This window comes from Streptomyces formicae (assembly GCF_002556545.1).
Lineage (GTDB): Bacteria > Actinomycetota > Actinomycetes > Streptomycetales > Streptomycetaceae > Streptomyces > Streptomyces formicae_A.
Genome location: NZ_CP022685.1, coordinates 3,867,148 through 3,893,882 on the forward strand (window position 1 = coordinate 3,867,148; position 26,735 = coordinate 3,893,882).

Sequence of the window (26,735 nt, forward strand, 5' to 3'; positions counted from 1 at the left end):
CCTTCTAGTCCTGCTGATCAGTCCTGCTGGTCCAGGGGGAATCCGGTGTAGGACTCCGCGAGGTCGGTCTCGGCGGAGCGTGCGGTGGTGATCCGGTCGAGCCGGGCCAGCTGGATGCGGTCGTCGAAGGGGGTGGCGTCGGGCGCGCGGTGGAGCATGGTCGTCATCGCGTACGAGAAGCGCTCGGCCTGCCAGACGCGGCGCAGACAGGTGTCGGAGTACGCGTCGAGGCGGCTCGCGTCGCCCTTCTCGCGGTACGCGACGAGGGCGCGGGCGAAGGTGACGACGTCGCCGACCGCGAGGTTGAGGCCCTTGGCGCCGGTCGGCGGGACGATGTGCGCGGCGTCCCCGGCGAGGAAGAGGCGGCCGTGGCGCATGGGCTCGTGGACATAACTGCGCATCGGCGTGACGGACTTCGCGGTGACGGGCCCGCGTGCGAGGCGCCAGGCGTCGTCGGTCTCCAGGCGCCGGTCCAGCTCGTCCCAGATCTCGTCGTCGGTCCAGTCGGCGGCGTCGGTGCCGTCGGGGACCTGGAGGTACGCGCGCGTGACGGTCGGCGACCGCATGGAGAGGAGGGCGAAGCCGCGGTCGTGGCGGGCGTAGACCAGCTCGTCGTGGGAGGGCGGGACGTCGGCGAGGATGCCGAGCCAGCCGTAGGGGTAGGTGCGCTCGTAGACCCGGGAGAGCGCCTCGGGCATCGCGGTCCTCGCCACGCCCCAGAAGCCGTCGCAGCCCACTACGTAGTCGCAGTCGAGGGTGTCCTCACGCCCGCGGTGCCGGAAGCGGACCCGGGGGTTCTCGCTCTCCGCCCCCTCGACGGCCAGCGCCTCCGCCTCGAAGAGCAGCGGGCCGCCCTCGGCGAGCTGGAGGGCGATGAGGTCCTTGCAGACCTCGGTCTGGGCGTAGACCGTCACGGAGCGGCCGCCGGTGAGGGCGGGGAAGTCGACGCGGTGCCTGCGGCGGGCGAAGCGCAGCTCGATGCCGTCGTGCGGCAGCCCCTCGCGGTCCATGCGGGCGGCCGCGCCCGCCTCGCGCAGCACGTCGACGGTGCCCTGTTCCAGGATCCCGGCGCGCTGGCGCCGCTCCACGTAGGCGCGGTCGCGGCTCTCCAGGACGACGGAGTCGATCCCGGCCCGGTGCAGGAGCCGGGCGAGGAGCAGCCCTGCGGGGCCCGCTCCGATGATCCCGACGGTGGTGCGCATCGAAGACTCCTCGCCTTGTTCCTACCGACCTTGTTCGCCTGGTGAACTTTCGTTCATAATGTGCTGACGGGAGTCTCTGGGCGTGGCCGTGCGCTGTCAACGGTCGTGCGGCACCCGATTTCGCGAGCGAGGCGAGGAGTGCGTCGTGCCGGAAGAGTCCGTACGTCCCCTGGAGCGCGGGCTCGCCGTCCTGCGCGCGCTCACACAGGCGGACGGGGCACGCGCGAGTGACCTGGTGCGCGCCACCGGCCTGGCCCGCGCCACGGTCGACCGGGTCGTGGCGACGCTGGCCCGCCTCGGGTACGTACGCGTGCGCGGCCAGGAGCTCCACCTCGCGCCCCGCCTCATGGAGCTCGGCAACGCCTACCTCGCGGCGAGCGGCCTGACCGGCGAGGTCGCGGCCCGCACCGCCCGGCTCGCGGACGAGCTCGACGAGTCGGTGTCCCTGGCGGTGCCGGACGGCGACGGGGTCAGGTTCGTGACGCAGGCCGCGCGGCGCCGCGCGATGTCGGTGGCGTTCCGCATCGGCGACCTGCTGCCGCCGGAGCGCTGCGCCCCCGGAGCGCTGTTCGCCGCCGCGTGGGACGAGGAGATGTGGGCGGCGTGGCGGGCCAGGGTGGCCGCGGGCCCCGCGGGCGACGCGTTCCCCGCACTCCCCCCGGACCCCGCGCCGACACCCCCACCGGACCTGGCGTCCCGCGTGGCGCACTCCCTGCGGACGGGCTGGGCCCTGGACGACCAACTGATCGAACCGGGCCTGATCGCGGTGGCGGTCCCGGTACGCGACGGGACAGGCCGGGTCAGATACGCCCTGTCGGCGGTGAGCCACACCAGCAGACACTCGGCGAACGCCTTCGCGAAGGCGATGCTGCCGCGGCTGCGGGCGGAGGCGGAGTGTCTGGAGGGGCTGGCGGGGTCGGGGGCCGGCGCGGGCCCGGGAGCGGACGTGGGCACGGGAGGTGGGGCGGGAGCGGAGCCCGACGCGAGAGCCGGGGCAGGCACGGGCAGAGGAGCCGAAGCGGGAGCGGACGCGCACACGAAGCCCCACGCGGAAGCCAGAGCCGACGCGGGCGCGGGCGCGGGGGCAGGGGCGGGCGCAGAGACCGACGCGGGCGCAGGCTCAGGGGCCGACGCGGGCACAGAGGCCGACGCAGGCGCAGGCTCGGGCGCAGAGACCGACGCGGGCGCAGAGGCAAGCGCGGGCCCCCCTCCGACCGCCGGTGGGCCCGCGGGTGCGCAGTACCCCGGTCCCGCCGAAGACGGAGCCGAGTCGGGGCCCGGCTTCCTGCAGTCCCTGGCGCGCGGGCTCGCCGTCCTGCGTGCTCTCGGGGAGGCCCGTGGTGACGGGCTGCCGCTGACCGCGCTCGCCGCCGCCACGGGGCTGCCCAGGGCCACCGCGCGGCGCTGTCTGCACACCTTGCGGCAGGAGGGGTACGCGGCGCACGAGGGGGGTCTGTACCGGCCGCTCCCCCGCATCCTGGAGCTCGGACATGCCGCCCTGTCCCGGCTCGGCTTCGCCGAACTCGCCGAGCCCCATCTGCGCGACCTCGCCGACCGCGTGCACCAGTCGGCGTCGGTGACGGTCCTGGACGGCGCGGACATCCTCTACGTCGCGCGGGCGGCCACCGTGCGCGTGATGAGCGTCCGCATCACGGTGGGCACCCGCTTCCCCGCGTACGCCACGGCGATGGGGCGGGTCCTGCTTGCCGGGCTCCCCGGCGAGGAGCGCGCCCGCCTCCTGAAGGCCACGCCGCCGCGCGCCCTCACCGCGCACACCGTGACGGACCCCGACGCCCTGACCCGGATCCTGGAGCGGGCCGAGTCCGAGGGGCACGCCACCGCGGACCAGGAGCTGGAGGAGGGCCTGCGCTCGGTCGCGGTCCCCGTCAGGGACGCGACAGGCCGCGTGGTGGCGGCGCTGAACGTGGCGCGGCACGCGGGACCCGAACCGCTCGACGCGACCCGCGACGCCCTGCTCCCCGCGCTGCGCGAGACCGCGCGGGCGATCGAGAGCGATCTGCACACCGCGGCCCGCTTCAACACGGTACGGCTGCCGTAGGCGTCAACGTCGTTGGGGGGCAAGTGAACTGACACAACGTCAGGCTTGTGCGAGAGGCATATGCGGTGGAGGCGTTCCGCGAGACAGCGGATGTGCCCGGAGCCGGACTCGAACCGGCACGCCCCCGAGGGGCAGCGAGGTTTAAGCTCGCCGTGTCTGCATTCCACCATCCGGGCAGGCCGTGGGCTCCGCATCAAGGATTCGACCCTATCGGGAGGCATCCCCCGAACAGCGGAAGGACAGCCCGATGTTGTCTTATTTTATTGACGTCTGAGGGTGCATCAGCCGCAGGTACGGTCCATCGGTACTTGCCGGAGGCCCTTCCACGCTCCCGGCCGGGCTCATGGCCCTCTGCACGGAATGACGGAATTTAGCCGCCCGGGCGCCCCCCGTCCCGGTTTCGGAATCAGGGACTCCTGTCATCCCCAGGTATGACACGCCACCCCCGAGTCCGACTCGAGAGGGCCCCGGGAACCGGAACAGCGGCTGACTTCAGAACGCGGATCGGCCGTGACGATGGAGTACGTCCCCACTCGTCGTCCCGACAGGAGCACCGCCCCGTGACCACCACTCCCTTCGCCGCCCGCGCCACCGCCGTGGCCGCCCGCGCCACGGACCTGTCCAAGGTGTACGGACAGGGCGAGACCCAGGTGGTCGCCCTGGACCATGTCTCCGTCGACTTCGGGCAGGGCGAGTTCACCGCGATCATGGGCCCGTCGGGCTCCGGCAAGTCGACGCTGATGCACTGCGTCGCGGGCCTGGACAGCTTCAGCTCGGGATCGGTGCGGATCGGCGAGACCGAGCTGTCCACGCTGAAGGACAAGCAGCTCACCAAGCTCCGCCGGGACAAGATCGGCTTCATCTTCCAGGCGTTCAACCTGCTGCCGACCTTGACGGCCCTGGAGAACATCACGCTCCCGATGGACATCGCGGGCCGCAAGCCGGACAAGCAGTGGCTGGAGCAGGTCATCGAGATGGTCGGCCTCTCCGGGCGGCTCAGCCACCGGCCCACCGAGCTCTCCGGCGGCCAGCAGCAGCGCGTGGCCGTGGCCCGCGCGCTGGCCTCCCAGCCGGAGATCATCTTCGGTGACGAGCCGACCGGAAACCTGGACTCGCGCTCCGGCGCCGAGGTCCTCGGCTTCCTGCGCAACTCCGTGCGGGACCTCGGGCAGACCGTCGTGATGGTCACGCACGACCCGGTGGCCGCGTCGTACGCGGACCGCGTGATCTTCCTCGCGGACGGGCGGGTCGTCGACGAGATGCACGGGCCCACCGCGGACGGGGTCCTCGACCGGATGAAGCACTTCGATGCCAAGGGGCGTACGAGCTAGTGGCCGCTCGGCCCGCACCGGTCTCCCCACGCCGCCGCGTCGGCTGAGCATTCGCTCGGGGCCGCGGACCGGCCTCGGCTGAGCACGCAGTTCCCCGCGCCCCTATGGGGCGCCCCCATCCGGCCCGACCCTCCACCAGGACTCAGACTCATGTTCCGTACCGCCCTGCGCAACGTGCTCGCGCACAAGGCCAGGCTGCTGATGACCGTGCTCGCGGTCATGCTCGGCGTCGCCTTCGTCTCCGGCACCCTCGTCTTCACCGACACCTTCGGCAACGCCTACAAGAACAAGTCGGCGAAGAGCTTCGACCACGTCTCCGTCGCCATCCAGCCCGACGGCGTCCCTCTCGACTCCGAGAAGCAGCCCGGCCGCCTCACCGACGGCCTGCTCCGGAAGGCGGGGTCGCTGCCCGGCGCCGATTCCGCCATCGGCACCGTGTCCGGCTTCACCGCGCTCGCCGACAAGGACGGCAAGCTGGTGGGCGGCGAGTGGGGCACCACCGGCACCAACTTCTTCCCCGCCAAGGACGGCAAGGACCCGCGGTACGACTTCACCGAGGGCACGGGACCGAAGTCCGCCGCCGACATCGCCCTCGACTCCCGTACGGCCGAGCGCACCGGCTACAAGGTGGGCGACACCGTCCGCTTCTCCACCGACGGCCCCGTGCACACCGCCAAGGTCAGCGGCATCTTCGACACGGACGACGGCAGCGTCGTCGCGGGCGGCAGCCTCGTCGTCCTCGACAACAAGACCGCGCTCAAGGCGCTGGGCAAGCACGAGTACGACGAGATCGACGTCAAGGCCGCCGCGGGCACCTCCGAGGCCGCGCTCAAGTCCTCCGTCGAGAAGATCCTGCCCAAGGAGACCGACGCGGTCACCGGCGCCCAGCTCTCCTCCGACCAGGACGAGCAGATCGAGCAGCAGACCAGCTCCATGAGCCAGGTCCTGCTGATCTTCGCGGGCATCGCGCTCTTCGTCGGCATCTTCATCATCGCCAACACCTTCACCATGCTGGTCGCCCAGCGCACCAAGGAGCTCGCGCTGATGCGGGCCGTCGGCGCCTCGCGCCGCCAGGTGACGCGCTCCGTGCTCATCGAGGCGTTCCTGGTCGGCCTGGTCGCCGCCGTCACGGGCTTCGCCCTCGGCCTCGGCGTCGCCGTCGGCCTGCAGGCCCTGATGAACGCCGGCGGCGCCTCGCTGCCGGACGGACCTCTGATCATCGCCCCGACGACGATCGTCGCCGCGCTCGTGATCGGCGTGCTCGTGACCATGCTGGCCGCCTGGCTGCCGGGCCGCCGCGCCGCGAAGATCCCGCCGGTCGCCGCGATGAACAGCGTCCACGCCACGCCCACCACGCGCGGCCTCGTCGTCCGCAACACCATCGGCTCGATCATCGTCGCCCTCGGCGCGGTCCTGCTGTTCAACGACGACAACTACGTGATGGCGGGCGGCGCGGCCACCATCATGGTCGGCGTCATCATCCTGACCCCGCTGCTCTCCCGCCCGTTCATCGCCGCCTCCGCGCCGCTCCTGAAGCCGTTCGGCGTCACCGGCAAGCTGTCGCGCCTGAACTCGGTGCGCAACCCGCGCCGCACGGCCTCCACCGCCGCGGCGCTGATGATCGGCCTGACCCTCATCACCGCCATGACGGTCGTCGCGACCTCCATGGGCAGCGCCATCAACAAGATGGCCGCGGGCTCCTTGAAGGCCGACTACAGCGTCTCCATGGCGAACTACGAGCCGCTGGCCCCCGAGGTCCGCCAGAAGATCGACAAGATCCCCGACGTCGAGGCCACCAGCCCGCTGCGCACCGCGTACGGCGAGGCCGACGGCAGCTACACCAACGTCAACGGCGTCGACTCCACCACGTTCGGCAAGCTGGTCGGCCTCGACCTCACCAGCGGCTCGGTGGACGCGCTCAAGGGCGACACCGCGCTGATCGACACGGACACCGCCAAGGACAAGGGCCTCACGACGGGCGACACCTTCCCGCTGAAGTTCCAGGACGACAAGAAGACGGTCGAGCTGAAGGTCGCCGGCGTCTACGAGAACAACGAGATGCTCAACGGCCTCTTCACGCCGACGTCCGTCGTCGACCCGCACGTCACCAAGGTCGCCGACAAGCAGGTCCTGGTGAAGATGAAGGACGGCGCGTCGGACAAGGCCGAGGACTCCATCGTCAAGGCGCTCGGCGAGAACCCGGCGATCACCATCCAGGACAAGGACGCGATCAGCAACGCGGTCGCGGGCGGCATCAACATGGTCCTGAACATCCTGTACGGCCTGCTCGCCATGGCCATCCTGATCGCGGTGCTCGGCGTCATCAACACGCTGGCCATGTCGGTCTTCGAGCGCAAGCACGAGATCGGGATGCTGCGGGCCATCGGCCTCGACCGGGCGAAGGTCAAGCAGATGGTGCGCCTGGAGTCGATCGTGATCTCCCTGTTCGGCGCGGTGCTCGGCATCGGACTCGGCCTCTTCATGGGCTGGGCCGTGGGCAGCAGCGTCGCCGACGCGGTCTCCACCTACTCGATGGAGATCCCGGTCGGCCGGATCGTGATCTTCCTGGCGGTCGCCGCGCTCGTCGGTGTCCTCGCGGCGGTGTGGCCCGCGCGGAGCGCGGCGCGGCTGAACCCGCTGCAGGCCATCAAGGCGGAGTAGCTCCGCTCGGGTGACAGGGGGAAGGGCCCCGGACGAGAGTTCTCGTCCGGGGCCCTTCAGTACCCCCGTACCCGCATCGCCGCTGCGCGGCTTGTCCTCAATCTCCCCCAAGCTCTTGAAGAGCAGGGAGGGACCCCCTCGACGGGCTAAAAATTACTGCCACTCCCTGGCCCGCAGCGGCATCCCCGACGTGCCGCTCTCCGGCGTCTTCACCGCAAGGACCTGGTTGACCCCGATCCTGTTGCGCTCGAAGGCGAGCGCGGACGCCGCCATGTAGAGCCGCCAGACGCGGGCGCGGCCCGGCGAGGTGAGGCGCTGGCCCTCCGTCCAGTTCGCCTCCAGGCTCGCGACCCAGCGGCGCAGGGTGAGGGCGTAGTGCTCGCGGATGGCCTCCACGTCGCGCACCTCGAACCCGGCGCGCTCGAGGAGGTCCACGGTGACCCCCACGGGCGCGAGTTCGCCGTCGGGGAAGACGTAGGCGTCGATGAACTCGTCGACCGTGTACGCCGATTCGTCGGCCTGCGGGCGGCGCGCGATCTGGTGGTTGAGCAGCCGTCCGCCGGGCTTCAGGAGGGCGTGCAGATCGTGGGCGTACTCCAAGTAGCGCGTGGAGCCGACGTGTTCGGCCATGCCGATCGAGGAGATGGCGTCGTAGGGACCGTCGCGCACGTCGCGGTAGTCCTGGACGCGGATCTCGATGCGGTCGGTGAGACCCTCCTCCGCGATCCGCTTGCGCGCGTACGCGGCCTGCTCCTGGGAGAGCGTGACGCCGACGACGCTCACGCCGTGCTCGCGGGCCGCGTGGATCGCCATGGAGCCCCAGCCGCAGCCGACGTCCAGCAGGCGCATGCCGGGCCTGAGCGCGAGCTTGCGGGAGACGAGTTCGAGCTTGTCGCGCTGGGCGTCCTCCAGGGTGCTCTCCGGCGACTCCCAGTAGGCGCACGAGTAGACCATCGAGGGGCCGAGCACCAGCTCGTAGAAGTCGTTGCCGACGTCGTAGTGGTGGCTGATGGCCTGCCGGTCGCTGCCCTTGGTGTGCAGGTGGAGTCTGCCGTGTCCGCGCATCTCCTCGGGCGGCGGGGACGGCGGCAGGAAGGGCGCGGAGAGGGCGACCAGGGAGCGGACCGCGGCGCGGACGCGCGGGTCGCGCAGGGACTGCCGCACGCTCCTGGCGTCCTCGCCGCGCTCCCAGATGAACTCGGCCATCCGGTCGAGCACCTCGTAGAGGTCCCCGTCGACGTCCAGGTCACCGGCCACCCAGGCGCGGGCGAGGCCCAGTTCGCCCGGCTTCCACAGCAGGTGGCGCAGGGCGCGCCGGTTGCGCACGACCAGGGCGGGGGCGCCCGGCGGGCCGGCCTCTGATCCGTCCCAGGCGCGGATACGCACCGGCAGCGCGGCTCCCATGAGCTGCTCGGCGAGGGTCTTCAGCCGCAGTGCGGCGTTCTGCATGGCGCACACCTCCGTGATGAGATCGACCGGATCCCGGAACGGACCAACACCACGTAAACACCAAAGCCCCGCCCGCGCAGTCCCGTTGCCGCGTCACGGATCGGCAAAATAGATGCCCCCGGCATCTAGTTTCTTCCGGATACGCCGAAGGGGCCGCCCGCACCACGGATGGCGGGCGGCCCCTTCGGGGTGGATCAGTACCGCGAGGTCAGGAGGCCTTGGCCTTCTCCTCGGCCTTGACCGCGGGGGCGGGCTCGGCGGCGACCGGCGGCTTCGGGGCCGGCTTGGCGGCCTCGTAGAACTCCTCGCGCGGGGCCTCGAGGGCACCGAGCGAGACGACCTCGCGCTTGAGGAACATGGCGAGCGTCCAGTCCGCGAAGACGCGGATCTTGCGGTTGAACGTCGGCATCGCCATGCCGTGGTACGCGCGGTGCATGTACCAGGCGAGACGGCCCTTGAGCTTGATCTTCATCTTGCCCATGACGATCATCGCGACGCCCTTGTGCAGGCCGAGACCGGCGACCGCACCCTTGTTGGCGTGGCTGTACTCCTTCTGCGGGAAGCCCCGCATGCCGGAGATCACGTTGTCGCCGAGGACCTTGGCCTGGCGCAGCGCGTGCTGGGCGTTCGGCGGGCACCAGGCGTTCTCGTTGCCCGCCTTGCGGCCGACCACGTCCGGCACCTGGGCGTTGTCGCCCGCGGCCCAGATGTAGTCGGTGCCCTGGACCTGGAGGGTCGTCTGGGTGTCGACGTGGCCACGGGGGCCGAGCGGCAGACCGAAGCGGGAGAGCGCCGGGTTGGGCTTGACGCCCGCGGTCCACACGATGGTGTTCGAGTCGACCTCGAGGCCGTTCTTGAGGACCACGTGGCCGTCCACGCAGGAGTCCATCGACGTCGAGAGGTAGACCTCGACCCCGCGGCTCTCCAGGTGCTCCTTGCCGTACTGGCCGAGCTTGGGACCGACCTCGGGGAGGATCTTGTCCGCGGCGTCGACGAGCACGAAGCGCATGTCCTCGCGCTTCACGTTGGTGTAGTACTTGGCCGCGTCGCGGGCCATGTCCTCCACCTCGCCGATGGTCTCCGCGCCCGCGAAGCCACCGCCGACGAAGACGAACGTCAGCGCCTTGCGGCGGACGTCCTCGTCCGTGGTGGAGTCAGCCTTGTCGAGCTGCTCGAGGACGTGGTTGCGCAGGCCGATGGCCTCCTCGATGCCCTTCATGCCGATGCCCTGCTCGGCGAGGCCGGGGATCGGGAAGGTGCGGGAGACCGCGCCCATCGCGATGACCAGGTAGTCGAAGGGCAGCTCGTACGCCTCGCCCACGAGGGGGGCGATCGTCGCGACCTTGCGGTCCTGATCGATGGTGGTGACCCGGCCGGTGAGGACCTCGGCCTTCGGCAGTACGCGTCGCAGCGGGACGACGACGTGCCGAGGCGAGATGCTGCCGGCGGCGGCTTCGGGGAGGAAGGGCTGGTAGGTCATGTACGACCGGGGGTCGACGACCGTGACGGTCGCCTCTCCGTAGCGCATCTTCTTGAGGATGCGCCGAGCTGCGTACAGGCCTACGTACCCACCGCCTACTACGAGGATCCTGGGACGCTCCGTGGTGCTCATGCCATCGAGTATCCACCTGCCCGGCGGGGGTCGCTCGTGCGCCCCTTCACAAGGTTGTGGACCCCCTCTGCTACACTTCGCCGCCCACGTGACGGAGGTCATGGCGCCGCAGGGGAACCACCGCACCACGCGAGTCGTTGTCCACCCCTTGTGAGCTGCCCCTCTGGGCCACCGCGCGGAGTGGACCACCGGACCGCTTCATCCGCGCGACACACGCGCGAAGCACCCCGGTCACACACCGAGGCACCCCCGCGAGCCCCTTTCGGCGGCCGCACACCCACGAACCTCGCCCATCAGGGCCGAATTCCTTGTGAAGAACTTCACGAACTTTTCCGACGGAGTGTCGCCAGGGGGTCCCAGGACCCCCCTTACGGGCCGCTCAGACGCTACAGGAAGCGCTCAGAACGCGGTCCCGAGTGCCAGGTCACGCGTTCCACGGCATGCCGGGAATGCGGCACTGCTCCTGCCGCAGCGCATGCCGGACGTCCAGCCAGGCGTTGTAGAGCACGGCCTCTTCCTCGGTGGCGACGCCGTTGATGATCCTGTCCCGCCAGTAGTGCAGTTCGTGCTCGGGCATGAGGGCGACCCATTCCAGGTAACTGGAAAGGGTCTCCCCCCTCTTGCTCACCGTCGCTTCGAGGACCGGCATGTGCTGGGTGACGACGGACGAGTCCATCCTGTCCATGCGGAGTCGCCACCGGTGCTCCATTCCGTCTCCCACACCGTGCTCGACGGTCCAGCCGGTCTCGTCCTCGTCCTTCTTGCGCTTGAAGAGCCCCACCCGCGTCCCCTCCATACACTGTCGTCGGCAACGACCACAGTGTGAGTCAGCGCGGCTCCGGAGCGGAAGCGGTCTCCCCCCGCTCTTCGATTTCTTGTGCCACGTTGAAGGCGATGCCGTCGAGGATGTCGTGCTCCGAGACCACGACCTCGCGGGCGCCGATCCTGTCCATGATGGCCAGCAGCACGAGCGAGCCCGCCGCGATCACGTCGACGCGGCCCTCGTGCATCACGGGGATCGCCGCGCGCTCCGCGTGCGTGGCGTGCGTCAGGCGGTCCACGATCGCGCTGACCTGGTCGTAGGAGATCCGGGCGTGGTGGATCGCCGACGAGTCGTAGGCGGGGAGGTCCAACGCGATGCCCGCCACCGTCGTCACCGAACCGGCGAGCCCCACCAGCGTGCGGGCCTCCTTGAGCGGGACCGTGCGCTCGGCGAGGTCGAGGGCGTCCTCGATGTCGGCGCGGATCGCGTCGAGCTGCTCGCGCTCCGGGGGATCGCTGACGACCCCGTCGCGTACGAGATGGCGCTCGGTCATGCGGACGCAGCCGACGTCGACCGAGCGGGCCGCTTCCACGTGCTCCGTGCCGACCACGAACTCGGTGGAGCCGCCGCCGATGTCCACGACCAGGTACGGCTTGGCGAGGCAGTCGCGTCCCGTCAGCTCCTTGGTCGCGCCGGTGAAGGAGAACTCCGCCTCCTGGTCGCCGGTGATGACCTCGGGCTCGACGCCGAGGATGTCGACCACGCCGCGGACGAACTCGTCGCGGTTCTCCGCGTCGCGCGAGGCGGACGTGGCGACGAAGCGGAGGCGTTCGGCGCCGAGTTCCTTGATGATCCCCGCGTACTCGCGGCAGGCCGCGAAGGTGCGCTCGAGGGCCTCGGGGGCGAGGCGACCCGTCCTGTCGACCCCCTGACCGAGGCGGACGATCGTCATCCGCCGGTCGAGGTCGACCAGTTCGCCCGTCGCCGGGTCCGCGTCCGCCACCAGGAGGCGGATCGAGTTCGTGCCGCAGTCGATGGCGGCGACGCGCGTCACTCGGCGCCCTCGGGAGCGCACGGCGTCACGCACGGGCCCTTGGCCCACCACTCGGGGAGCATCGCGATGGCCTCGTCGCCCAGCGGGTTCACGCCGGGGCCCGCGGCGAGCGAGTGGCCGACCAGGACGTGCAGGCACTTCACGCGGTCCGGCATGCCGCCCGCGCTCGGGAAGCCCTCCAGGACCTCGATGGCGTCGCGGCGCGCGATGTAGTCCTCGTGCGCCTTGGCGTAGGCCGCGGCGAGCTCGGGGTCCGTCTTGAGCCGCTCCGACATCTCCTTCATGACGCCGTTGGCCTCGAGCGTGCCGATCGCGGAGGCGGCCCGCGGGCACGTCAGGTAGTACGTCGTGGGGAACGGCGTGCCGTCCGGGAGGCGCGGGGCCGTCTCGACGACGTCGGGCTGGCCGCAGGGGCAGCGGTGCGCGATGGCCCGCAGGCCGCGCGGCGGGCGTCCGAGCTGCTGCTTGAAGGCCGCGACGTCGGCGTCGGTGGGCTCGGTGCGCTCAGTGGTCGGCGGGGGCGTTTCCATGCCTGTCTTTCGTGTCCTTGGGTCAGTCGTCGAAGCGGGTCAGTCGTCGGGGCGGTCGGCCTTGTCGACGCCGTCCCAGACGTTCGAGTACCAGGGGCGCGTGGCCGCCCCCTGGTCCGCGCGGCGGCTCTGCGCCGCCGCGGGGTCGATCACGGTGAAGCCGGTCTCGCCCGGCATCACGTAGTGCAGCCGGTCGCGGATGCGCTGCTCCGCGTACGCGTCGTCCTGCCAGCGCGCCTTCTCGTCGCGCAGCTTCTCGACGTCCTCGTGGCGCTCGGCCTTCTGCCTGCGCAGGTCGTCGATCTCGGCGCGCTGCGAGACGTACTGCCTTATCGGGTACGCGAGCGCGACGACGAGGGAGCAGAGCACGAGCGCGAGGAGCGCGGCGCGTCCGGTGAGGCGGGAGCGGCGGGCCTGGCGCTTGGTCTGGGAGCGGTAGACCCGCTCGGCGGTCTGCTCGCCGAGCAGCCGCAGGCGGGTCGCGGTGGAGAACCGGTCCTTGGTCCCGGCCTTGGCCATGGTTCCGCCTCCCCAGTAGCAGCGCGTAAACGTACGTACGTCCCCGCACACGGTACGGGACCGGGTGCGGGGACGTAGGTAACTACGTGGCTACTCCGTGGCTACGAGAGCGCTGCTCAGCCCTTGAAGCGCGGGAACGCGCTGCGACCGGCGTAGACGGCCGCGTCGTCGAGGATCTCCTCGATGCGCAGGAGCTGGTTGTACTTGGCGACGCGGTCCGAGCGGGCCGGGGCGCCGGTCTTGATCTGACCGCAGTTCACGGCGACCGCGAGGTCGGCGATGGTGACGTCCTCGGTCTCGCCGGAGCGGTGGGACATCATGCACTTGAAGCCGTTGCGCTGGGCCATCTCGACGGCGTCCAGGGTCTCGGTCAGCGAACCGATCTGGTTGACCTTGACGAGCAGGGCGTTGGCGGAGCCCTCCTCGATGCCGCGGGCCAGGCGCTCCGGGTTGGTGACGAAGAGGTCGTCGCCGACGATCTGGACCTTGTCGCCCAGGCGCTCGGTGATGACGTTCCAGCCGGCCCAGTCGTCCTCGTACAGCGGGTCCTCGATGGAGACCAGCGGGTACGCGGAGACGAGCTCCTCGTAGTACTCGGTCATCTCGGCGGCCGAGCGGGACTTGCCCTCGAACTCGTACTTGCCGTCCTTGTAGAACTCGGACGCGGCGACGTCGAGCGCCAGGCCGATCTGCTCGCCGGGGACGTAACCGGCCTGCTTGATGGCCTCGATGATGAGGTCGAGCGCGGCGCGGTTCGACTCCAGGTTCGGGGCGAAGCCGCCCTCGTCGCCCAGGCCGGTGGAGAGGCCCTTGGTCTTCAGCACCTTCTTGAGGGTGTGGTAGACCTCGGCGCCCCAGCGAAGGGCCTCGGAGAAGGACTCCGCGCCGATCGGGGCGATCATGAACTCCTGGATGTCGACGTTGGAGTCGGCGTGCGACCCACCGTTCAGGATGTTCATCATCGGGACGGGCAGCAGGTGCGCGTTCGGGCCGCCGAGGTAGCGGAACAGCGGCAGGTCGCTGGCCTCGGAGGCGGCGTGCGCGACGGCGAGGGAGACGCCGAGGATGGCGTTGGCGCCGAGCGAGCCCTTGTTGTCGGTGGCGTCCAGGTCGAACATGGCCTGGTCGATCAGGCGCTGCTCGGTGGCGTCGTAGCCGACGAGCTCCGGGCCGATCTGCTCGATGACGGCGAGGACGGCCTTCTCGACACCCTTGCCCTGGTAACGGTTGGGGTCACCGTCACGGAGTTCGATGGCCTCGAAGGCACCGGTGGAGGCACCGGACGGAACGGCGGCACGACCCGTGCTGCCGTCGTCGAGGCCGACCTCGACCTCGACCGTGGGGTTGCCTCGGGAGTCCAGGATTTCCCGGGCTACGACGACGTCGATGGACGGCACGAGCATCTCCTTCTGGGATATGACGCATTTACGCGGGGCCGCTTCAGCCCTGCGTCTCACGAGCCTAACGGGCTCCGGGGCTTCCACCAGCCGACCGCCCGTCCCGTGGGACGGGCGGGGGCCCAAATACCCGGGAAACGGGACGGAAGGCCGTGTTTCTACTGGCCGGTAGCTCGCTAGGGGCGAACACGGCCGGGGCCGGTCCCGGGGGTCTCGGGGGGGGCGGTCGCGGAGGCAGGATCCGGACATGGCCCCGCCCCGGTGCGTACGGGGGATACGCGCACCGGGGCGGGGAGCCCGTGGGGACGGGGGGGGTGGCCGTGCGTCCGCCGAAGCACGGCCGGGGGGCCTGTGACGGCCGGGTGGGGCCTCTACTTGAGGTGCAGCTGCTGGCCCGGGTAGATGAAGTCGGCGTCGTCGATGATGTCGCCGTTGAGCTTGTAGACCTTCTGCCAGCCGCCCTTGACCTCGTGCGACTCGGCGATCTTGGAGAGGGTGTCGCCGGACTTGACCTTGTACTCGCCGTCGCCCTTCTTGACCGTCTTGCCGGTCGGGGTCTCGACGGTCTTCTTCTTGGTCTCGGTCTGCGGCGTGGGCTGCGGCTTCGGCGCGGCCTGCGGGGCCTGCTGCTGCGGGGCGGCCTGCTGCTGCGTCTTCTGCGGCTGCGGCTTGGCCTGCTGCTGCGGGGCCTGCTGCTGCGAGCCGCCACCGTTGTACGCGGCACCGGAGAGACCGACGCCACAGCTCGGCCAGGCACCCTTGCCCTGGCCCGCGAGGACCTTCTCGGCGATCTCGATCTGCTGGGCCTTGGAGGCCTTGTCGGCGGTCGGCGCGTACTTCGTACCGCCGTACGCGGCCCAGGTGGACGGCGAGAACTGCACGCCACCCTGGTAGCCGTTGCCGGTGTTGATGGACCAGTTGCCGCCGGACTCGCACTGGGCGACGGCGTCCCACTCGGCGCCGGTGGCGGCGGAGGCCGAACCAGCGGCCATCAGCGGGGCCGCCACGGCGGCACCGGTGACACCGGCGAGCGTGACGACACGGGTGGCCTTGGACGGGCGGCGGTGCTTGCCCTTGCTGGAAAACAGCATGAGTTGATCCCCTCACCGACGCCTGCGAGGTGAGCTGTCGGGTTCGGGCCGATGTGGTTGCCCGGCCGCACTCCCTCGAGTGCGACTTAACCCCTAGCCGTTTCCCTCCGTCTCACGACCGCTCAGCCTCTCGGCTGCTCGGCCCCTCAACGGACGGGCCCGGCACTTACCTTGGGTCCCCCGCTCCTGCCTACGGCGCTCAAAGCGACGACTGTTCCCGTCCGGCCGTTGGCAGGATTCGGCGTACCGACCGGCGGGGCTCACCAGTGGCGAGCGGTGACGACCGTAGACACGCGGTCGCCGGAATTTCAAAGACGATCAGGGCTTCTGAGACCCATCTCTCACTCGCGCCAAACCGGACATACGACGCGAAGACCCCGCCCGACTCTTCGTCAACTTCCCTTACTTTTCGCCCAAATCGAGGCTCTGACCGGGGAGAATGAGGTCCGGGTCGTCGCCGACGGTCTTCTTGTTCTCGGCATAGAGCGTGGGCCAGCCACCGTCGACGCCGAGGTCGTCCGCGATCACCGAGAGGTTGTCGCCGGAGCGGACCGTGTACGTCCCCTCGGCCGTCTTCCCCGAGCGGTCGCCGCCGCGCGAGGCGTGCCGTCCGGTGCGGTCCTTGCCGTCGCCTCCGGAGGGCCGCTCGTCGGCGCTGTCGCCCCGGTGGCGGCCGGGGGCGGAGTCGTCGGAGGGGGCGGTGGAGTCCTCGGGCTCGGGCGAAGTACTGCCCTTCTCTCCGGACTTGCCGGAGTCGCCCGCGTCGCCCTTGCCGTCCGTCTCGTCCTTGTCGCTCTTGTCGCCCTTGCCCGGCTTGTCGTGATCCTTGTCTCTCGACGCGTCGGACGTGTCGGACGCGTCGGAGGGGTCGGCCGGGTCGGACGGGTCTACGGAGTCCGAGGAGTCCGAGGAGTCCCCGGAAGGCTTGTCGGAGGGCTTACCGGAAGGCTTCTCCGACGGCTTCTCCGAAGGCTTGTCGGAGGACTTCTCGCCCGTCTTGTCCTTCCCGTCGGACCCGGGGTCCGCGGAGTCGGAGGGGACGGGTGTCAACGGTGCGCCCGGGTCGACGTCGGCGGCCGCGCCGTCATCGGTGAGACCGGCGATCGGGGCACAGCTCGGCCAGGCGGCGGGCCCCTTGTCGTCGAGGACCTTCTCGGCGACGGCGATCTGCTGCGACTTGGACGCCTGGTCGGCGCTCGGCGCGTAGTCCAGACCGCCGTAGTTCTCCCACATCTCCTGGGAGAACTGGATTCCGCCGTAGTACCCGTTGCCCGGGTTGGCGCTCCACGCGCCGCCGCTCTCGCACTCGGCGAGCTTGTCCCACGTCGCGGTGTCGGCGGCGCTCGCGCTCGTCGCGCCGAGCAGCGGGATGGCGATGGCGGATCCGGTGACTCCTGCCGCGACGATGAGGGCCGGGGCTTGGCGGGGGCGTCGGTGACGACCATTGCCGGAGAGCATGCGGTTGCCTTTCACGAGACTAATGCGGCGACAGGGGCACCGGGTGCCCGAGTCGACGTGAACGTAGTCGCACTCGAACGCTTGTCACAAGTCGATGCAGCGGAGATCACGTGAAAGTCACAGTCTTGACGCCCCGTCAGCTGAGGCTCAGTCGGACACCGTTCTCTGTGCGGGTGCGAACTCCACGGGCAGCGTCCGCAGTCCCCGCATGATCAGCCCGCCACGCCACCGCAAATCGGCAGGATCCACCGCGAGTTGCAGGTCGGGAAGGCGTCGCAGGAGCGTCGCGAGGGCGGTCTGCCCCTCCAGACGGGCGAGCGGGGCGCCCAGGCAGTAGTGGATTCCGTGCCCGTATCCGAGGTGCTGGTTGTCACGCCGGGACAGGTCCAGGGTGTCGGGCTCGGCGAACCGCGCGGGGTCGCGGTCGGCGGCCGCGAGCACCACGAGGACGGGGTCGCCCGCGGCGATGTCCTGCCCGCCGACGGTCAGCGCCTCGGTGGCGAACCGCCACGTGGCGAGCTCGACGGGCCCGTCGAAGCGCAGCAGTTCCTCGACGCCGGTCTCCAGGAGGTCGGTGTCTCCCTCTTCCAGCGCGCGCTGGAGCCGCTCGCGCTGCTCGGGGTGGGTGAGCAGCGCGTACATGCCGTTGCCGATGAGGTTGACCGTCGTCTCGAACCCGGCGAAGAGCAGGATGAAGGCCATCGCGGCGGCCTCGTTCTCCGTGAGGTGCTCGCCGTGGTCGGAGGCGCGGATGAGGCCGGAGATGAGGTCGTCGCCCGGGTCGAGCCGCTTCCTGTGGATCAGCTCGGCGAGGTAGCCGCGCATCTTCTTCACGGACCGGGCGACACCGCCCCTCGGCCCGCCGCCGTGCCGGATCATCATGCCCGCCCAGTCGCGGAAGTCGTCCTGGTCCTCGCGCGGGACGCCGAGCAGGTCGCAGATGGCGTAGATGGGGAGCGGGAAGGCGAACTCGTGGATGAGGTCGGCTTCGCCCTTCTCCGCGAAGGCGTCGATGAACGCGTCCGTCAGCTCCTGCACGCGCGGTGCGAACTCGGCGACGCGGCGCGGCGTGAACGCCTTCGACACGAGCCGCCGCAGCCGGGTGTGGTCCGGCGGGTCGATGTTCAGCAGATGCGTCATGAGGTTGGCGCCGCGCTCGCCCGGGATCCCCGTCTTGCTCTTCGCGTGCGCGGGCTCGTCGTGGTGCGCCGGGTTCTTGCTGAGCCGCTGGTCGGCGAGGGCCTGCTTGGCGTCCGCGTACCGGGTGACCAGCCAGGCGTCCACCCCGCTGGGGAGCGTGGTGCGGTGCACGGGCGAGTTCTCGCGCAGCCAGGCGTACGCGGGGTAGGGGTCGGTGGCGAACTCCCAGGTGAAGAGTTCTGGCCCCTGGGCCTCGGACGGGGTCTGCTGGTCGTCCGTCGGCGCGGACGGGGGCGGGAACGCGGACGGGGCGGGCTTTTCGGTCACTCCTTGACGGTATCCGGACCCATGCGGGGTCCCGACCGCAGGTGAGCGAGGGTCGCGGCGGCCTTCTTGTCGCCCTGCGCGGTGGCCCGCGCGAGCCAGCGCTCCGCGCGGTCGAAGTGCAGCCGGGCCAGGGCGCTCGCCGCCCAGCGGTTGCCGTCGGCCGCGGCCATCTCCAGGTACCGGGTGGCTTCCGTGTACTCGCCGAGCTCCACGAGGTCCTGCCCGACGGTCAGCGCGTTGCTCCGGTCGAGCTCCACCACCTTGCCGTACCAGCGCTTGGCGTCCGTCATGTCCCCCGCGCGGCCCGCGAACTCCCCGAGGATCCGCATCACGTCGACGTCACCCGCCTCCGCACGCGCCCGCAGGTCGGCCCTGGCCGCCGCGAGCAGCGCGTCGTGCTCCGCAGGCCGGTGCTTGCGCGCGCCGTCGAGCATGCCCCACCAGACGTACTGGTCGGCCGCCGGGAAGTCCGGCACGCGCAGAGCGTCCGCGACCAGCGTGCCGCACGCCCGCCACGTCTCCTCTTCCTCTCCCGGTACGAGGAGTCCGGCGACACCGGTCCGGAGCGAGGCGGCCCACGCCAGCGCTTCCACGTACGCCTCCTCCGTCCCCGCCTCGGGATGCTCCTCGTACTCGTTCGCCACCGCTACGAGCGCCTCCAGCGGCAGCGCCTCGGTGATCCCGTGCCGGGCGAAGTCGATCGCGGCGCGCACCAGGAGGTAGCCGAGCCGCCGTCCTCCCGCGCGCTGCGCCCTGCGCCACTCCTCCCACAGGTCGGGGCCGAGCGCGAGGAACTGCGTGATGCCCAGGAAACCGCGCCACCGCACCGCGTCAGCGAGGCGTGGGTCGTCCACCGTCGCGAGGCGCGCCAGCTCCGCCTCGCTCCACTCGGTGGGGACCTCGAAGGTCTGGGCGACGCTCAGGGCGCGGGCGGCAGGGTGGCGGCCGAAGCGGTGTCTGTCGTACGCCTCGTCCCGCATCGTCGCAAGGACCAGGACGCGGTCATGGGTGAGTTGGGCGAGGACACCTGGAGTGCTCGGTTCCGCGAGGTGGTCCTCGAGGTCGTCGAGCCACACCACGTGGGTGCCCTCGGAGTCCCGGCCCCGGAGCTGGTCCGGCAGGTCCCGCAGGTCCGTTCCGCCGCCCGCGACGAAGACCCGGGAGTCCTCCGCCACGCTCGCCCGCAGGGCCGCCCATGCCGTCGAGGTCTTTCCGGACAGGGGCCCGCCCGTGACGACGACGAGGCCGCCGTAGTGCGCGGCCTGCCGCAGGAGGACGGACAGCTCGTCGTCACCGTCCCTGGCTACGTAGGGAGGCAGGGCCGTCTGGCCGACGGTCCTGCGGGTGGGGCGCACGCCGAGGCCGAGGCGGCGCAGCCCGCCGACGAGGGGCCAGCCGTCGGACGCCGCCGGGGACGCGGCCTCCTGGTGGATCGTGACGGAGCCGATGGACCCCGCCATCACGGCGTTGGCGACGGTGCCACCGGAGATGGCGTTGGCGGCCGGGGCGGGGCGGTCGGCGGACTCCGGAAGGTCCAACTTGGGCAGCAGTTCGCGGAGTTCGCCCGCCAGGTCGGGAAGCTCGGCGAACATGGGGCTCAGCCGACGGTTCCAGGCGGAGTGGATCTGGGCGGCGGTCAGCTCCCCCGATGCCATCAGGCGTCGGTCCCTGGCCAGCCGCCTGGCGTAGCCCCCACGCACCCCCGCCCGCGCGAAGCAGTCCCGGAAGCGGAGCTCCATGAGGTCCCAGTCCCGTGACCGCATGGCCGACACGAGCGCCTCCGCCACCGAAGCCGCAAGATCCTCCAACTCCCGCTCCACACAAGCCCCCTGGGATCACGCCGCTGTGAGGAGCAACGGTACTAAGCCCCCGCCCCCTCGACCGCCCGCACCGCGTCCCGGTACGCCCGCGCGGCCACGCGGAGCGCCGCCTCCGGATCCACGCCCGCCGCCTCCGCCCGCAGCGCCAGCGCGAGCAGCTCGTAGCCGACGCCCTCCCCCTTCGGCACCGGCACCTCAAGTCCCGCCGTCCGCACCCGGGATGCCAGCTTCGCCGCGAACGCGAGGCCCGGCTGGCCCAGCGGGATGCCCTCCGTCACCGACGTGCGCTGCTTCTCCACCGCCTTCATACGGAGCCAGTGCGCCTTCACGTCCTCGGGGGTCTCGGCCGAGTCGTCGCCGAAGACGTGCGGGTGGCGGTGGATGAGCTTGTCGACGATGCCGCCCGCGACGTCGTCGATGGAGAAGGGCTCGTCGTCCTCGTCGGGACCGCCCTCCTCGGCGATGCGCGCGTGGAAGACGACCTGGAGCAGGACGTCGCCGAGCTCCTCGCGCAGTTCGCCCCGCTCGCCCTCCTCGATCGCCTCGACCAGTTCGTACGCCTCCTCGATCGCGTACTTCGCCAGGCCCTTGTGGGTCTGCTGCGAGGACCAGGGGCATTCCTCGCGGATCCGGTCCATCACCTGGACCAGGTCGAGCAGGCGGGCGCCCGGCAGGTCGTACGAGGCGGGGAGCAGCTCCAGGTCGGGCATGGCGACGCGGCCCGAACCCGCAAGGCGGGCCAGTCCATCGGTGAGGGGACTCTCGCCGTCGGCGGTGGCGATCACGAGCACCGTGCGCCCGCCCGCGCAGGCGTCGACCAGCTCCTGCGCGGTGGGCGCCGCCTGCTCGACCCGCACGCCCGCCTCCCGCAGATACGGCAGCTGCGGGTGTCCGGCGTCGGCGCACAGCACGTCGTCGGCGCCGTGCAGCGCCTGCCAGGCGGGCCAGGAAAGCAGGCCCGGGGCGACGCGGTGGCTGGTGGTCAGCAGGATGACGCGGCCGGCCGACTCGTCGGAGGGGCCTGACGCGTCGGCCGGGGGTGTGGTCTCGGTGGCGTTCACCTGTCGAACGTAACCCAGCCCGCTGACAGAACAGCCAGGGCGGACAAGCGCGGGCGGGGCCGCCCGGCCCGCTACGCCTGCTGGTCAGGCGCCGGGGCCGCCGCGTCCGTGACCTCGCGCACCCACGGCGTCTTGGCGTCGGCCCGCTTGTTCTTGTCGACGTCCCAGGTGCCGTAGCGCGGGTTCAGGTCGATGTCGAGCTTCTTGGAGGCGGCCGAGAGCGCCTTCCAGAAGAGGGCCTGGCCCTCGGGAGCGTTCATGTCGGCGCCGAGCTTCTTGGCGAGCTTCTGGGCCTCGATCTCCGTGCGGAAGCTGTCGTCGAGGCGCGCGGGGGCGACGCCGTACTGCTGGAGCCAGCCCTGTTCGAGGGCCTTGCGGCCGCCCGCCTGCTGTTCCAGACCGGCCCGCATGGTCTGGATGTCGCGGCGCGTGACGCTCACCCCCGCGTCGGTGGCCGCGCGGTGCAGGACCTTGTCGAGGACCATCGTGTGCAGCGTGCTGCGGGTGAGGCCGCCGGACTTGGCGATGGCCTGGGTGTACTGGGCGTCGTCCGGAATGGCGGCCCGCTGCGCGTCGCGCACCTCGCTCACCCGGCTCTCCAGCTGCGCCACCGTGATGCGGTCGCCGCCGACGACGGCCGCGGCGCCGGGGTGCGCCTCGCCTCCGCAGGCGGTGAGGAGGGGGGCCGCGGCGATCGCGGCCGCGGAGAGGATGAGCGCTGTGCGACGACGGCGGTGCAAGTGAGCCTCCCGTTGGAGATTGTGCGGCGGTGCACAAGGTCTTGCGGTGATCGATGGTAGGCAGTGGCCGTCTTCTCGGCCAGCCATTCGACACCTATTCGACCAACGATTTCCCGGGAGTTGGGGCACCCTCCACCCCGCCGTACGAGCGTCAGCCGCGCACTTGTCCGAGCCATTGCAGGGTGCGCCGGATCTCCGCGGGGAAGGGGTGCCCGGGGCCGTGCAGCAGCTCCGCGTCGTGCAGCAGGCGCGCGAGGGTGTCGTGGGCGGCGGGGCGGTCGCCGAGGGCGAGGAGCAGATGGCCGACGCGGCGGCGGATCTCCAGGGCCTGGCGGCGGTCGTCCGTCGCGTAGTGGTTCTCGTAATAGGGGAGCAGCGCGCGGTACTCGGCGAGCGCCGCGGCGGGTTCGCCGAGCTGCTCCAGGCACTGCGCCGCCTCGTACCTGAACTGGAGGGAGTGCGGGTCGGCCTGTCCGGACTCGGCGGCCCGCTCGTCGGCGAGGCGCCGCAGCTCGGGCAGGGCGCGGCGGTACTGGCCGTCGTCCATGAGGGTGGCGGCGTACTGCTTGCGCAGGGTGCGGACGACGGGTGAGTGCTCGCCGTGCTTGGCGGCGGCGGCCGGGAGGATCGCGCCGAGGATGTCCACGGCCTGGGTGATGCGGCCCTCGCCGAGGAGGCGCTTGACGTCGTCGACGGCCTGGGCGACGTCCTGCCGGGGCGGTGAACCGGGCGGCTGCGGCGGCATGTCGGGGGCGGACGCGGGCGTCGCGGCGCGGTCCGGCCACGGCGCGTGCGGGCGCAGGAAGGGGCGGGTCGGGTCGAGGGGGCGGCCGGAGGGGGTGCCGCGCGCGGGCAGCAGCGGGGCCAGTTCCTCGTAGACCTCCTGGGCGCTGGAGTGGCGGTGCTGCGGGTCCTTGGCGAGCAGCCGCAGGACGAGGGACTCCAGGGCTTCGGGGACCTCGGGGCGCAGGCGGCGCACCGGCAGCGGCGGCTCGTAGAGGTGGCGGTGCAGGACGCCGAGCGCGGTGGATCCGGTGAACGGCACGTCGCCGCTGAGGAGTTCGTGCATCAGCACGCCGAGGGCGTAGAGGTCGGTGTAGGGGCCGACCGCGCCGCCCATCGCCTGTTCGGGCGCCATGTACGCGGGGCTGCCGATCGGCGAACCGGTGTGGGTGAGGCGGGTGGTGTCGGTGTCCATCACCGAGGCGATGCCCAGGTCGAGGACGGAGAGCGTGCCGTCCTGCTTGACCATGACGTTCCGCGGCTTGAGGTCGCGGTGCACGATCGGCACGGCGTGCACCGCGGAGAGCACGGCGCACAGCTGGGCGGCGACCGCGACGGCCCACTGCCACGGGTAGGGGTCGTGCTCGGCGAGGTGGTCGCCGAGGTCCGCGCCGTCGACGTACTGCATGACGAGGTAGAGGTCCTCGGCCTCGCTGCCCGCGTCGTGCACGGTGACGAGCCCGGGATGGTCGACCTGCGCGGTGACCCGGCACTCGCGCACGAAGCGGCGGCGCAGCTCCTCGGCCTCGGCGCCCGCGACCCGGTCGGGGCGGAGCAGCTTCACCGCGACGCGGCGGTCGAGGCGCTGGTCGTACGCCGTCCAGACCTGGCCCATGCCGCCCTGGCCGATGAGCGTGGAGAGTTCGTAGCGCCCCGCGACCACGCGGCCGCCGGTCCCCGTGCCGGGTACCACGGTCAGCTGCCGCCTTCCTGCTTGCGCAGGTAGTCGCTGAGCTCGTCGAGCTCGGCGCGGACCTGGTGGATGCGGGCGGGGTCGGGCCCTTGCACCGGAGCCTGCTGGTACGGCGGCGGGTAGCCGTAGCCGGGCTGCGCCTGCGGCGGTACGTAGCCGGTGGGCGGCTGCTGCTGGTACCGGCCGAAGTGACGGATGTCCGCGTACAGGTAATAGGCGACTGCGGCCAGCATCGTGCAGAGAAGGATCACCATGCCCGTGTTGCCGGGACCCTCGAAGTCCTCCACGCCCTCGTCGACCCCGATGAGGGCCAGCGCCAGGACGTCGAGCGCGACCACGAGCGCGAAGAGGACCCAGTCGTACGCCTTGCGGGTCACCAGGGCGAGGCGGAGCAGCGTGGTCCACGCGAGCATGCCGCACGACACGACCGCGAGGGCCACGAACAACACGCGCAGCGCCACGGGCGAGCTGCCCGAGGGGGGCGGCGGTTGCGGCGGCGCGTAGCCGTGGCCGTGCATGGCTGCTCCTGGTACGTGAAGAACGGGGTGCGGATTCGAGCGTATAGGCCGACCGGGGGAAGTGGTCCCGGGTTGTACCGAACCGTTGTCGTACTGGTCACGCGCGCGCGGCGGGTCCCGGTCGCGGCACCGCTCGCGTCACTCGGGCGGAAGCGTGCCGTCCGTCAGTCCGTCGTGCAGCCCGCGCACCAGCCGTTCCCCCAGCCGCCCCGCCAGGCGCAGGGCGTCCTCGAACGCGGCGAGCTCGCGGAAGCGTTCGCGGTAGCCGTGCTGGCCCGCGAGCGGCAGGCGGGGCAGCTGGAGGCGGCGCACGTCGAGCCTGGCCGACGTGGAGGCGTAGCTGCTGGCCTGGCGGTGGTTGGCGGTGGAGCGCAGGAACCCGGCGAGGAACCACGGGTCGAGGGCGTCCTGGTCGGGGCGGAGCAGGACGAGACCCCGGCCGAGCGCGGCGCCCGCGGTGGCCTCGTCGACGACGCGGGCCGCCGCGCCGCCGCCGAAGAGGGGGACGACGACGTCGCCGGGTTCGGTGAGCACGGCGGGTTCCTCGGCGGTGCCGTCGTGGCCGGTGCTCGAAGGGGCGGTGCCGGAGGGCGCGGTGCCCGCGAGCACGTCGTGGTCGGTGAGCACGGGTCCGCCCGAGGGGCCCGTCCCGGTGCCGGTGTGCAGCACGAGGGCGCCCGCGCGGGCCAGTTCGCCGACGGTGGTGAGCGGCCGGGACGCGGTCTCGCGCCCCGGCTCGGTCTGGCGGGGCATGAGGTCCGCGGCCCGCCGCAGCGCCTCGCCGAGTCCTTCGCGTACGGTCGCGAGCTCCGCGCTGCCGCCTCCCCCGGCGGACGGCGGCAGCCTGCGCGCGGGCGACAGGTCGACCTCGTCGTCGAGGAGTTCGAGCACGGGCACGGCCCTGGCGGCGCCGGGCCTCGGCTCGACGGTGCCGTGCCGGTCGAAGCCGTGCCAGAGGTCGAGGACGGTGTCCTGCACGGCGGGCCACAGCTGCTTGTCCCTGCCGTCGGCGGCGAGCAGCCCCGCCGCCTCCACCAGGAGCAGTTCGGGCGCCGGGTGCGCACCGGCCACCGGCCTGCGCAGCACCCAGACGTGCAGGGGCAGGTTGTACGGGGGCGCCGCCCCGGCGGGCAGCGCGATCACCGCGCGCAGCGCGCCCCTGCGCAGCAGGTCGGCGCGGATGCGGCGTCCCGAGCGGCGGGACGCGGCGGCGGGCGGCATCAGGAGCACCGCGGTGCCGCCGTCGACGAGCCTGGCCAACGCGTGCTGGACCCAGGCGAGTTCGGACTCGGCGCGGGCCGGGAAGCCGTACTCCCAGCGGGCGTCGTAGGCCAACTCGTCGTGGCCCCAGTTGCGTTCGTTGAACGGCGGATGGCAGAGCACCGCGTCGGCCTTGCGCTCCTCGTAGGCGTCGGCACGCAGGGTGTCGCACGCCATGCTGCGCACGGTCGCGTCGGAGTTCAGGGCGAGGCGCAGGGCGGTGAGGGCGGCGAGGTCGGGCGCGCTGTCCTGGCCGTACAGGCACTGGTCGGGGCGCGGCGCGACGGCGCGCAGCAGGGCGCCGGTGCCGCACGCGGGGTCGAGCACGGTGCGGGCGGGTCCGGCGATGCGGGCCATCAGTTCGGCGGGGCCCGCGGGCGTGAGCGTGTACTGGCGCGGGTTGGCCTCGGTGTGCCTGCCGAGGAGGAACTCGTACGTCCGCTGGGCGCCGAGCTCGGCCGCGAGCTCGGCGACGCCGCGCAACAGCGGTACGGACGGCAGGAGTTCGACGGCGTCGGGGATCCGCACGGCCCGCCTGCGGCGCACCCCGAAGCGGAGGCTCACCACCTCGTCGAGCTCGCCGGGCAGGAGCTGCGCCATCCGCTCGTCGGACACGGCGCTGACCGCGAGCCAGGCGGAGGGCCTGTCGCGGACCAGGAGCAGGGCGCAGCCCGCGTGCAGGAGGGCGGTGCCGGGGCCCGCCGGGTGCCCCGCGAGCCGCTGCCAGACGCGTTCGCGCGTCGGGACCTCGACGAGCTTGCCCTGGGCGCGCAGCCACCGTTCGACGTCGGCGAGCGCGAAGGAGGGGCTGGTCTCGGTGCCGCCGACGGGCCGGGGGAAGTCGCCGTGCCTGCGGCGCCAGTTGCTGACGGCGGCGCGGCCGACTCCGGCGAGCCGGGCGATTCCGGCGGCGGTCACTTCTGTGGCGTCGGTCGCTTCAGCGGTGTCGGCGACGTCGTCCCTCGGCTTCATCCGGCAGCTCCCCTTCGACGCGCGGGGTCAGTCGCGCGGGGTCGAGCATACCCAGGGGGCGACCGCACGGATTGC

At 71.8% G+C, this 26,735-nt stretch carries 20 protein-coding genes, 1 tRNA gene and 1 riboswitch; of the genes, 3 read left to right on the top strand and 18 right to left on the bottom strand.

The features are described from left to right. Nucleotides 1–17: 17 nt before the first annotated feature. Nucleotides 18–1,202, bottom strand: coding sequence for a 4-hydroxybenzoate 3-monooxygenase (locus tag KY5_RS16585; RefSeq protein WP_098242981.1), 1,185 nt, complete (start codon nt 1,200–1,202; stop codon nt 18–20). Nucleotides 1,203–1,347: 145 nt separating this feature from the next. Between KY5_RS16585 and KY5_RS16590 the strand changes: the two genes are divergently transcribed. After that, nucleotides 1,348–3,261 carry an IclR family transcriptional regulator domain-containing protein gene (locus KY5_RS16590; protein ID WP_234362750.1) on the top strand — a complete coding sequence of 638 codons (1,914 nt, stop codon included), beginning with the start codon at nt 1,348–1,350 and terminating at the stop codon, nt 3,259–3,261. A 93-nt stretch (nt 3,262–3,354) separates the two neighbouring features. Here KY5_RS16590 and KY5_RS16595 read toward each other — a convergent pair. Continuing rightward, a tRNA-Leu gene (locus tag KY5_RS16595) sits at nt 3,355–3,437 on the bottom strand. Nucleotides 3,438–3,821: 384 nt separating this feature from the next. Between KY5_RS16595 and KY5_RS16600 the strand changes: the two genes are divergently transcribed. Continuing rightward, complete coding sequence (locus tag KY5_RS16600; protein ID WP_098242982.1) at nt 3,822–4,592, top strand: ABC transporter ATP-binding protein; 771 nt, start codon at nt 3,822–3,824, stop codon at nt 4,590–4,592. Nucleotides 4,593–4,742: 150 nt separating this feature from the next. Next, nucleotides 4,743–7,253: an ABC transporter permease gene (locus KY5_RS16605; RefSeq protein WP_098242983.1), complete on the top strand. Its 2,511-nt coding sequence runs from the start codon at nt 4,743–4,745 to the stop codon at nt 7,251–7,253. 153 nt (nt 7,254–7,406) lie between these two features. Here the strand turns inward: KY5_RS16605 and KY5_RS16610 are convergent, their stop codons facing one another. From KY5_RS16610 to KY5_RS16685, 16 genes are all read right to left on the bottom strand, one after another. Then, complete coding sequence (locus tag KY5_RS16610) at nt 7,407–8,702, bottom strand: SAM-dependent methyltransferase (RefSeq protein ID WP_098242984.1); 1,296 nt, start codon at nt 8,700–8,702, stop codon at nt 7,407–7,409. 208 nt (nt 8,703–8,910) lie between these two features. Continuing rightward, nucleotides 8,911–10,314, bottom strand: a complete 1,404-nt coding sequence (locus KY5_RS16615) for an NAD(P)/FAD-dependent oxidoreductase (protein ID WP_098242985.1) — start codon at nt 10,312–10,314, stop codon at nt 8,911–8,913. Between the two features lie 424 nt (nt 10,315–10,738). Further along, on the bottom strand, nt 10,739–11,095 hold the full coding sequence (locus KY5_RS16620) for a hypothetical protein (RefSeq protein ID WP_098242986.1): 357 nt from the start codon (nt 11,093–11,095) through the stop codon (nt 10,739–10,741). A gap of 46 nt (nt 11,096–11,141) precedes the next feature. Continuing rightward, nucleotides 11,142–12,131 (bottom strand): Ppx/GppA phosphatase family protein, encoded by a 990-nt coding sequence (locus tag KY5_RS16625; RefSeq protein ID WP_098242987.1) that lies wholly within the window; start codon nt 12,129–12,131, stop codon nt 11,142–11,144. After that, a complete protein-coding gene (locus tag KY5_RS16630) occupies nt 12,128–12,661 on the bottom strand; it encodes a DUF501 domain-containing protein (RefSeq protein WP_098242988.1) in 534 nt (177 codons plus the stop codon). The genes KY5_RS16625 and KY5_RS16630 overlap by 4 nt, the downstream gene beginning before the upstream one ends. A 39-nt stretch (nt 12,662–12,700) precedes the next feature. After that, nucleotides 12,701–13,180 carry an FtsB family cell division protein gene (locus KY5_RS16635; RefSeq protein WP_098242989.1) on the bottom strand — a complete coding sequence of 160 codons (480 nt, stop codon included), beginning with the start codon at nt 13,178–13,180 and terminating at the stop codon, nt 12,701–12,703. Nucleotides 13,181–13,296: 116 nt separating this feature from the next. After that, complete coding sequence (gene eno / locus KY5_RS16640) at nt 13,297–14,583, bottom strand: phosphopyruvate hydratase (RefSeq protein WP_055545429.1); 1,287 nt, start codon at nt 14,581–14,583, stop codon at nt 13,297–13,299. Between the two features lie 365 nt (nt 14,584–14,948). After that, nucleotides 14,949–15,668 (bottom strand): transglycosylase family protein, encoded by a 720-nt coding sequence (locus tag KY5_RS16645; protein WP_098242990.1) that lies wholly within the window; start codon nt 15,666–15,668, stop codon nt 14,949–14,951. Nucleotides 15,669–15,672: 4 nt separating this feature from the next. Then, a riboswitch (cyclic di-AMP (ydaO/yuaA leader) is annotated at nt 15,673–15,876 on the bottom strand. A gap of 194 nt (nt 15,877–16,070) precedes the next feature. Further along, nucleotides 16,071–17,126 (bottom strand): transglycosylase family protein, encoded by a 1,056-nt coding sequence (locus tag KY5_RS16650; RefSeq protein WP_098242991.1) that lies wholly within the window; start codon nt 17,124–17,126, stop codon nt 16,071–16,073. Between the two features lie 147 nt (nt 17,127–17,273). Then, a complete protein-coding gene (locus tag KY5_RS16655; protein ID WP_098242992.1) occupies nt 17,274–18,593 on the bottom strand; it encodes a cytochrome P450 family protein in 1,320 nt (439 codons plus the stop codon). After that, the gene (locus KY5_RS16660) at nt 18,590–20,401 is read right to left on the bottom strand and encodes a hypothetical protein (protein ID WP_159072535.1); all 1,812 of its coding nucleotides are present in this window, start codon (nt 20,399–20,401) and stop codon (nt 18,590–18,592) included. Before KY5_RS16660 ends, KY5_RS16655 begins: the two co-directional genes overlap by 4 nt. A gap of 53 nt (nt 20,402–20,454) precedes the next feature. Continuing rightward, nucleotides 20,455–21,474: a nucleoside triphosphate pyrophosphohydrolase gene (locus KY5_RS16665; protein WP_098242994.1), complete on the bottom strand. Its 1,020-nt coding sequence runs from the start codon at nt 21,472–21,474 to the stop codon at nt 20,455–20,457. 71 nt (nt 21,475–21,545) lie between these two features. Beyond that, nucleotides 21,546–22,214: a SurA N-terminal domain-containing protein gene (locus tag KY5_RS16670; RefSeq protein WP_098242995.1), complete on the bottom strand. Its 669-nt coding sequence runs from the start codon at nt 22,212–22,214 to the stop codon at nt 21,546–21,548. A 151-nt stretch (nt 22,215–22,365) separates the two neighbouring features. After that, a complete protein-coding gene (locus KY5_RS16675) occupies nt 22,366–23,880 on the bottom strand; it encodes a serine/threonine-protein kinase (RefSeq protein WP_098247296.1) in 1,515 nt (504 codons plus the stop codon). Nucleotides 23,881–23,912: 32 nt separating this feature from the next. After that, on the bottom strand, nt 23,913–24,428 hold the full coding sequence (locus tag KY5_RS16680; protein WP_098242996.1) for a hypothetical protein: 516 nt from the start codon (nt 24,426–24,428) through the stop codon (nt 23,913–23,915). A gap of 138 nt (nt 24,429–24,566) precedes the next feature. Continuing rightward, a complete protein-coding gene (locus KY5_RS16685; RefSeq protein WP_098242997.1) occupies nt 24,567–26,660 on the bottom strand; it encodes an N-6 DNA methylase in 2,094 nt (697 codons plus the stop codon). Between the last annotated feature and the right edge of the window lie 75 nt (nt 26,661–26,735).

Excerpts from the sequence above, each read along its gene's own strand:
- KY5_RS16585 (WP_098242981.1), bottom strand. The coding sequence starts at position 1,202 with ATGCGCACCACCGTCGGGATCATCGGAGCGGGCCCCGCAGGGCTGCTC.
- KY5_RS16605 (WP_098242983.1), top strand. The coding sequence starts at position 4,743 with ATGTTCCGTACCGCCCTGCGCAACGTGCTCGCGCACAAGGCCAGGCTG.
- KY5_RS16610 (WP_098242984.1), bottom strand. The coding sequence starts at position 8,702 with ATGCAGAACGCCGCACTGCGGCTGAAGACCCTCGCCGAGCAGCTCATG.
- KY5_RS16615 (WP_098242985.1), bottom strand. The coding sequence starts at position 10,314 with ATGAGCACCACGGAGCGTCCCAGGATCCTCGTAGTAGGCGGTGGGTAC.
- KY5_RS16630 (WP_098242988.1), bottom strand. The coding sequence starts at position 12,661 with ATGGAAACGCCCCCGCCGACCACTGAGCGCACCGAGCCCACCGACGCC.
- KY5_RS16635 (WP_098242989.1), bottom strand. The coding sequence starts at position 13,180 with ATGGCCAAGGCCGGGACCAAGGACCGGTTCTCCACCGCGACCCGCCTG.
- eno (WP_055545429.1), bottom strand. The coding sequence starts at position 14,583 with ATGCTCGTGCCGTCCATCGACGTCGTCGTAGCCCGGGAAATCCTGGAC.
- KY5_RS16645 (WP_098242990.1), bottom strand. The coding sequence starts at position 15,668 with ATGCTGTTTTCCAGCAAGGGCAAGCACCGCCGCCCGTCCAAGGCCACC.
- KY5_RS16650 (WP_098242991.1), bottom strand. The coding sequence starts at position 17,126 with ATGCTCTCCGGCAATGGTCGTCACCGACGCCCCCGCCAAGCCCCGGCC.
- KY5_RS16680 (WP_098242996.1), bottom strand. The coding sequence starts at position 24,428 with ATGCACGGCCACGGCTACGCGCCGCCGCAACCGCCGCCCCCCTCGGGC.
- KY5_RS16685 (WP_098242997.1), bottom strand. The coding sequence starts at position 26,660 with ATGAAGCCGAGGGACGACGTCGCCGACACCGCTGAAGCGACCGACGCC.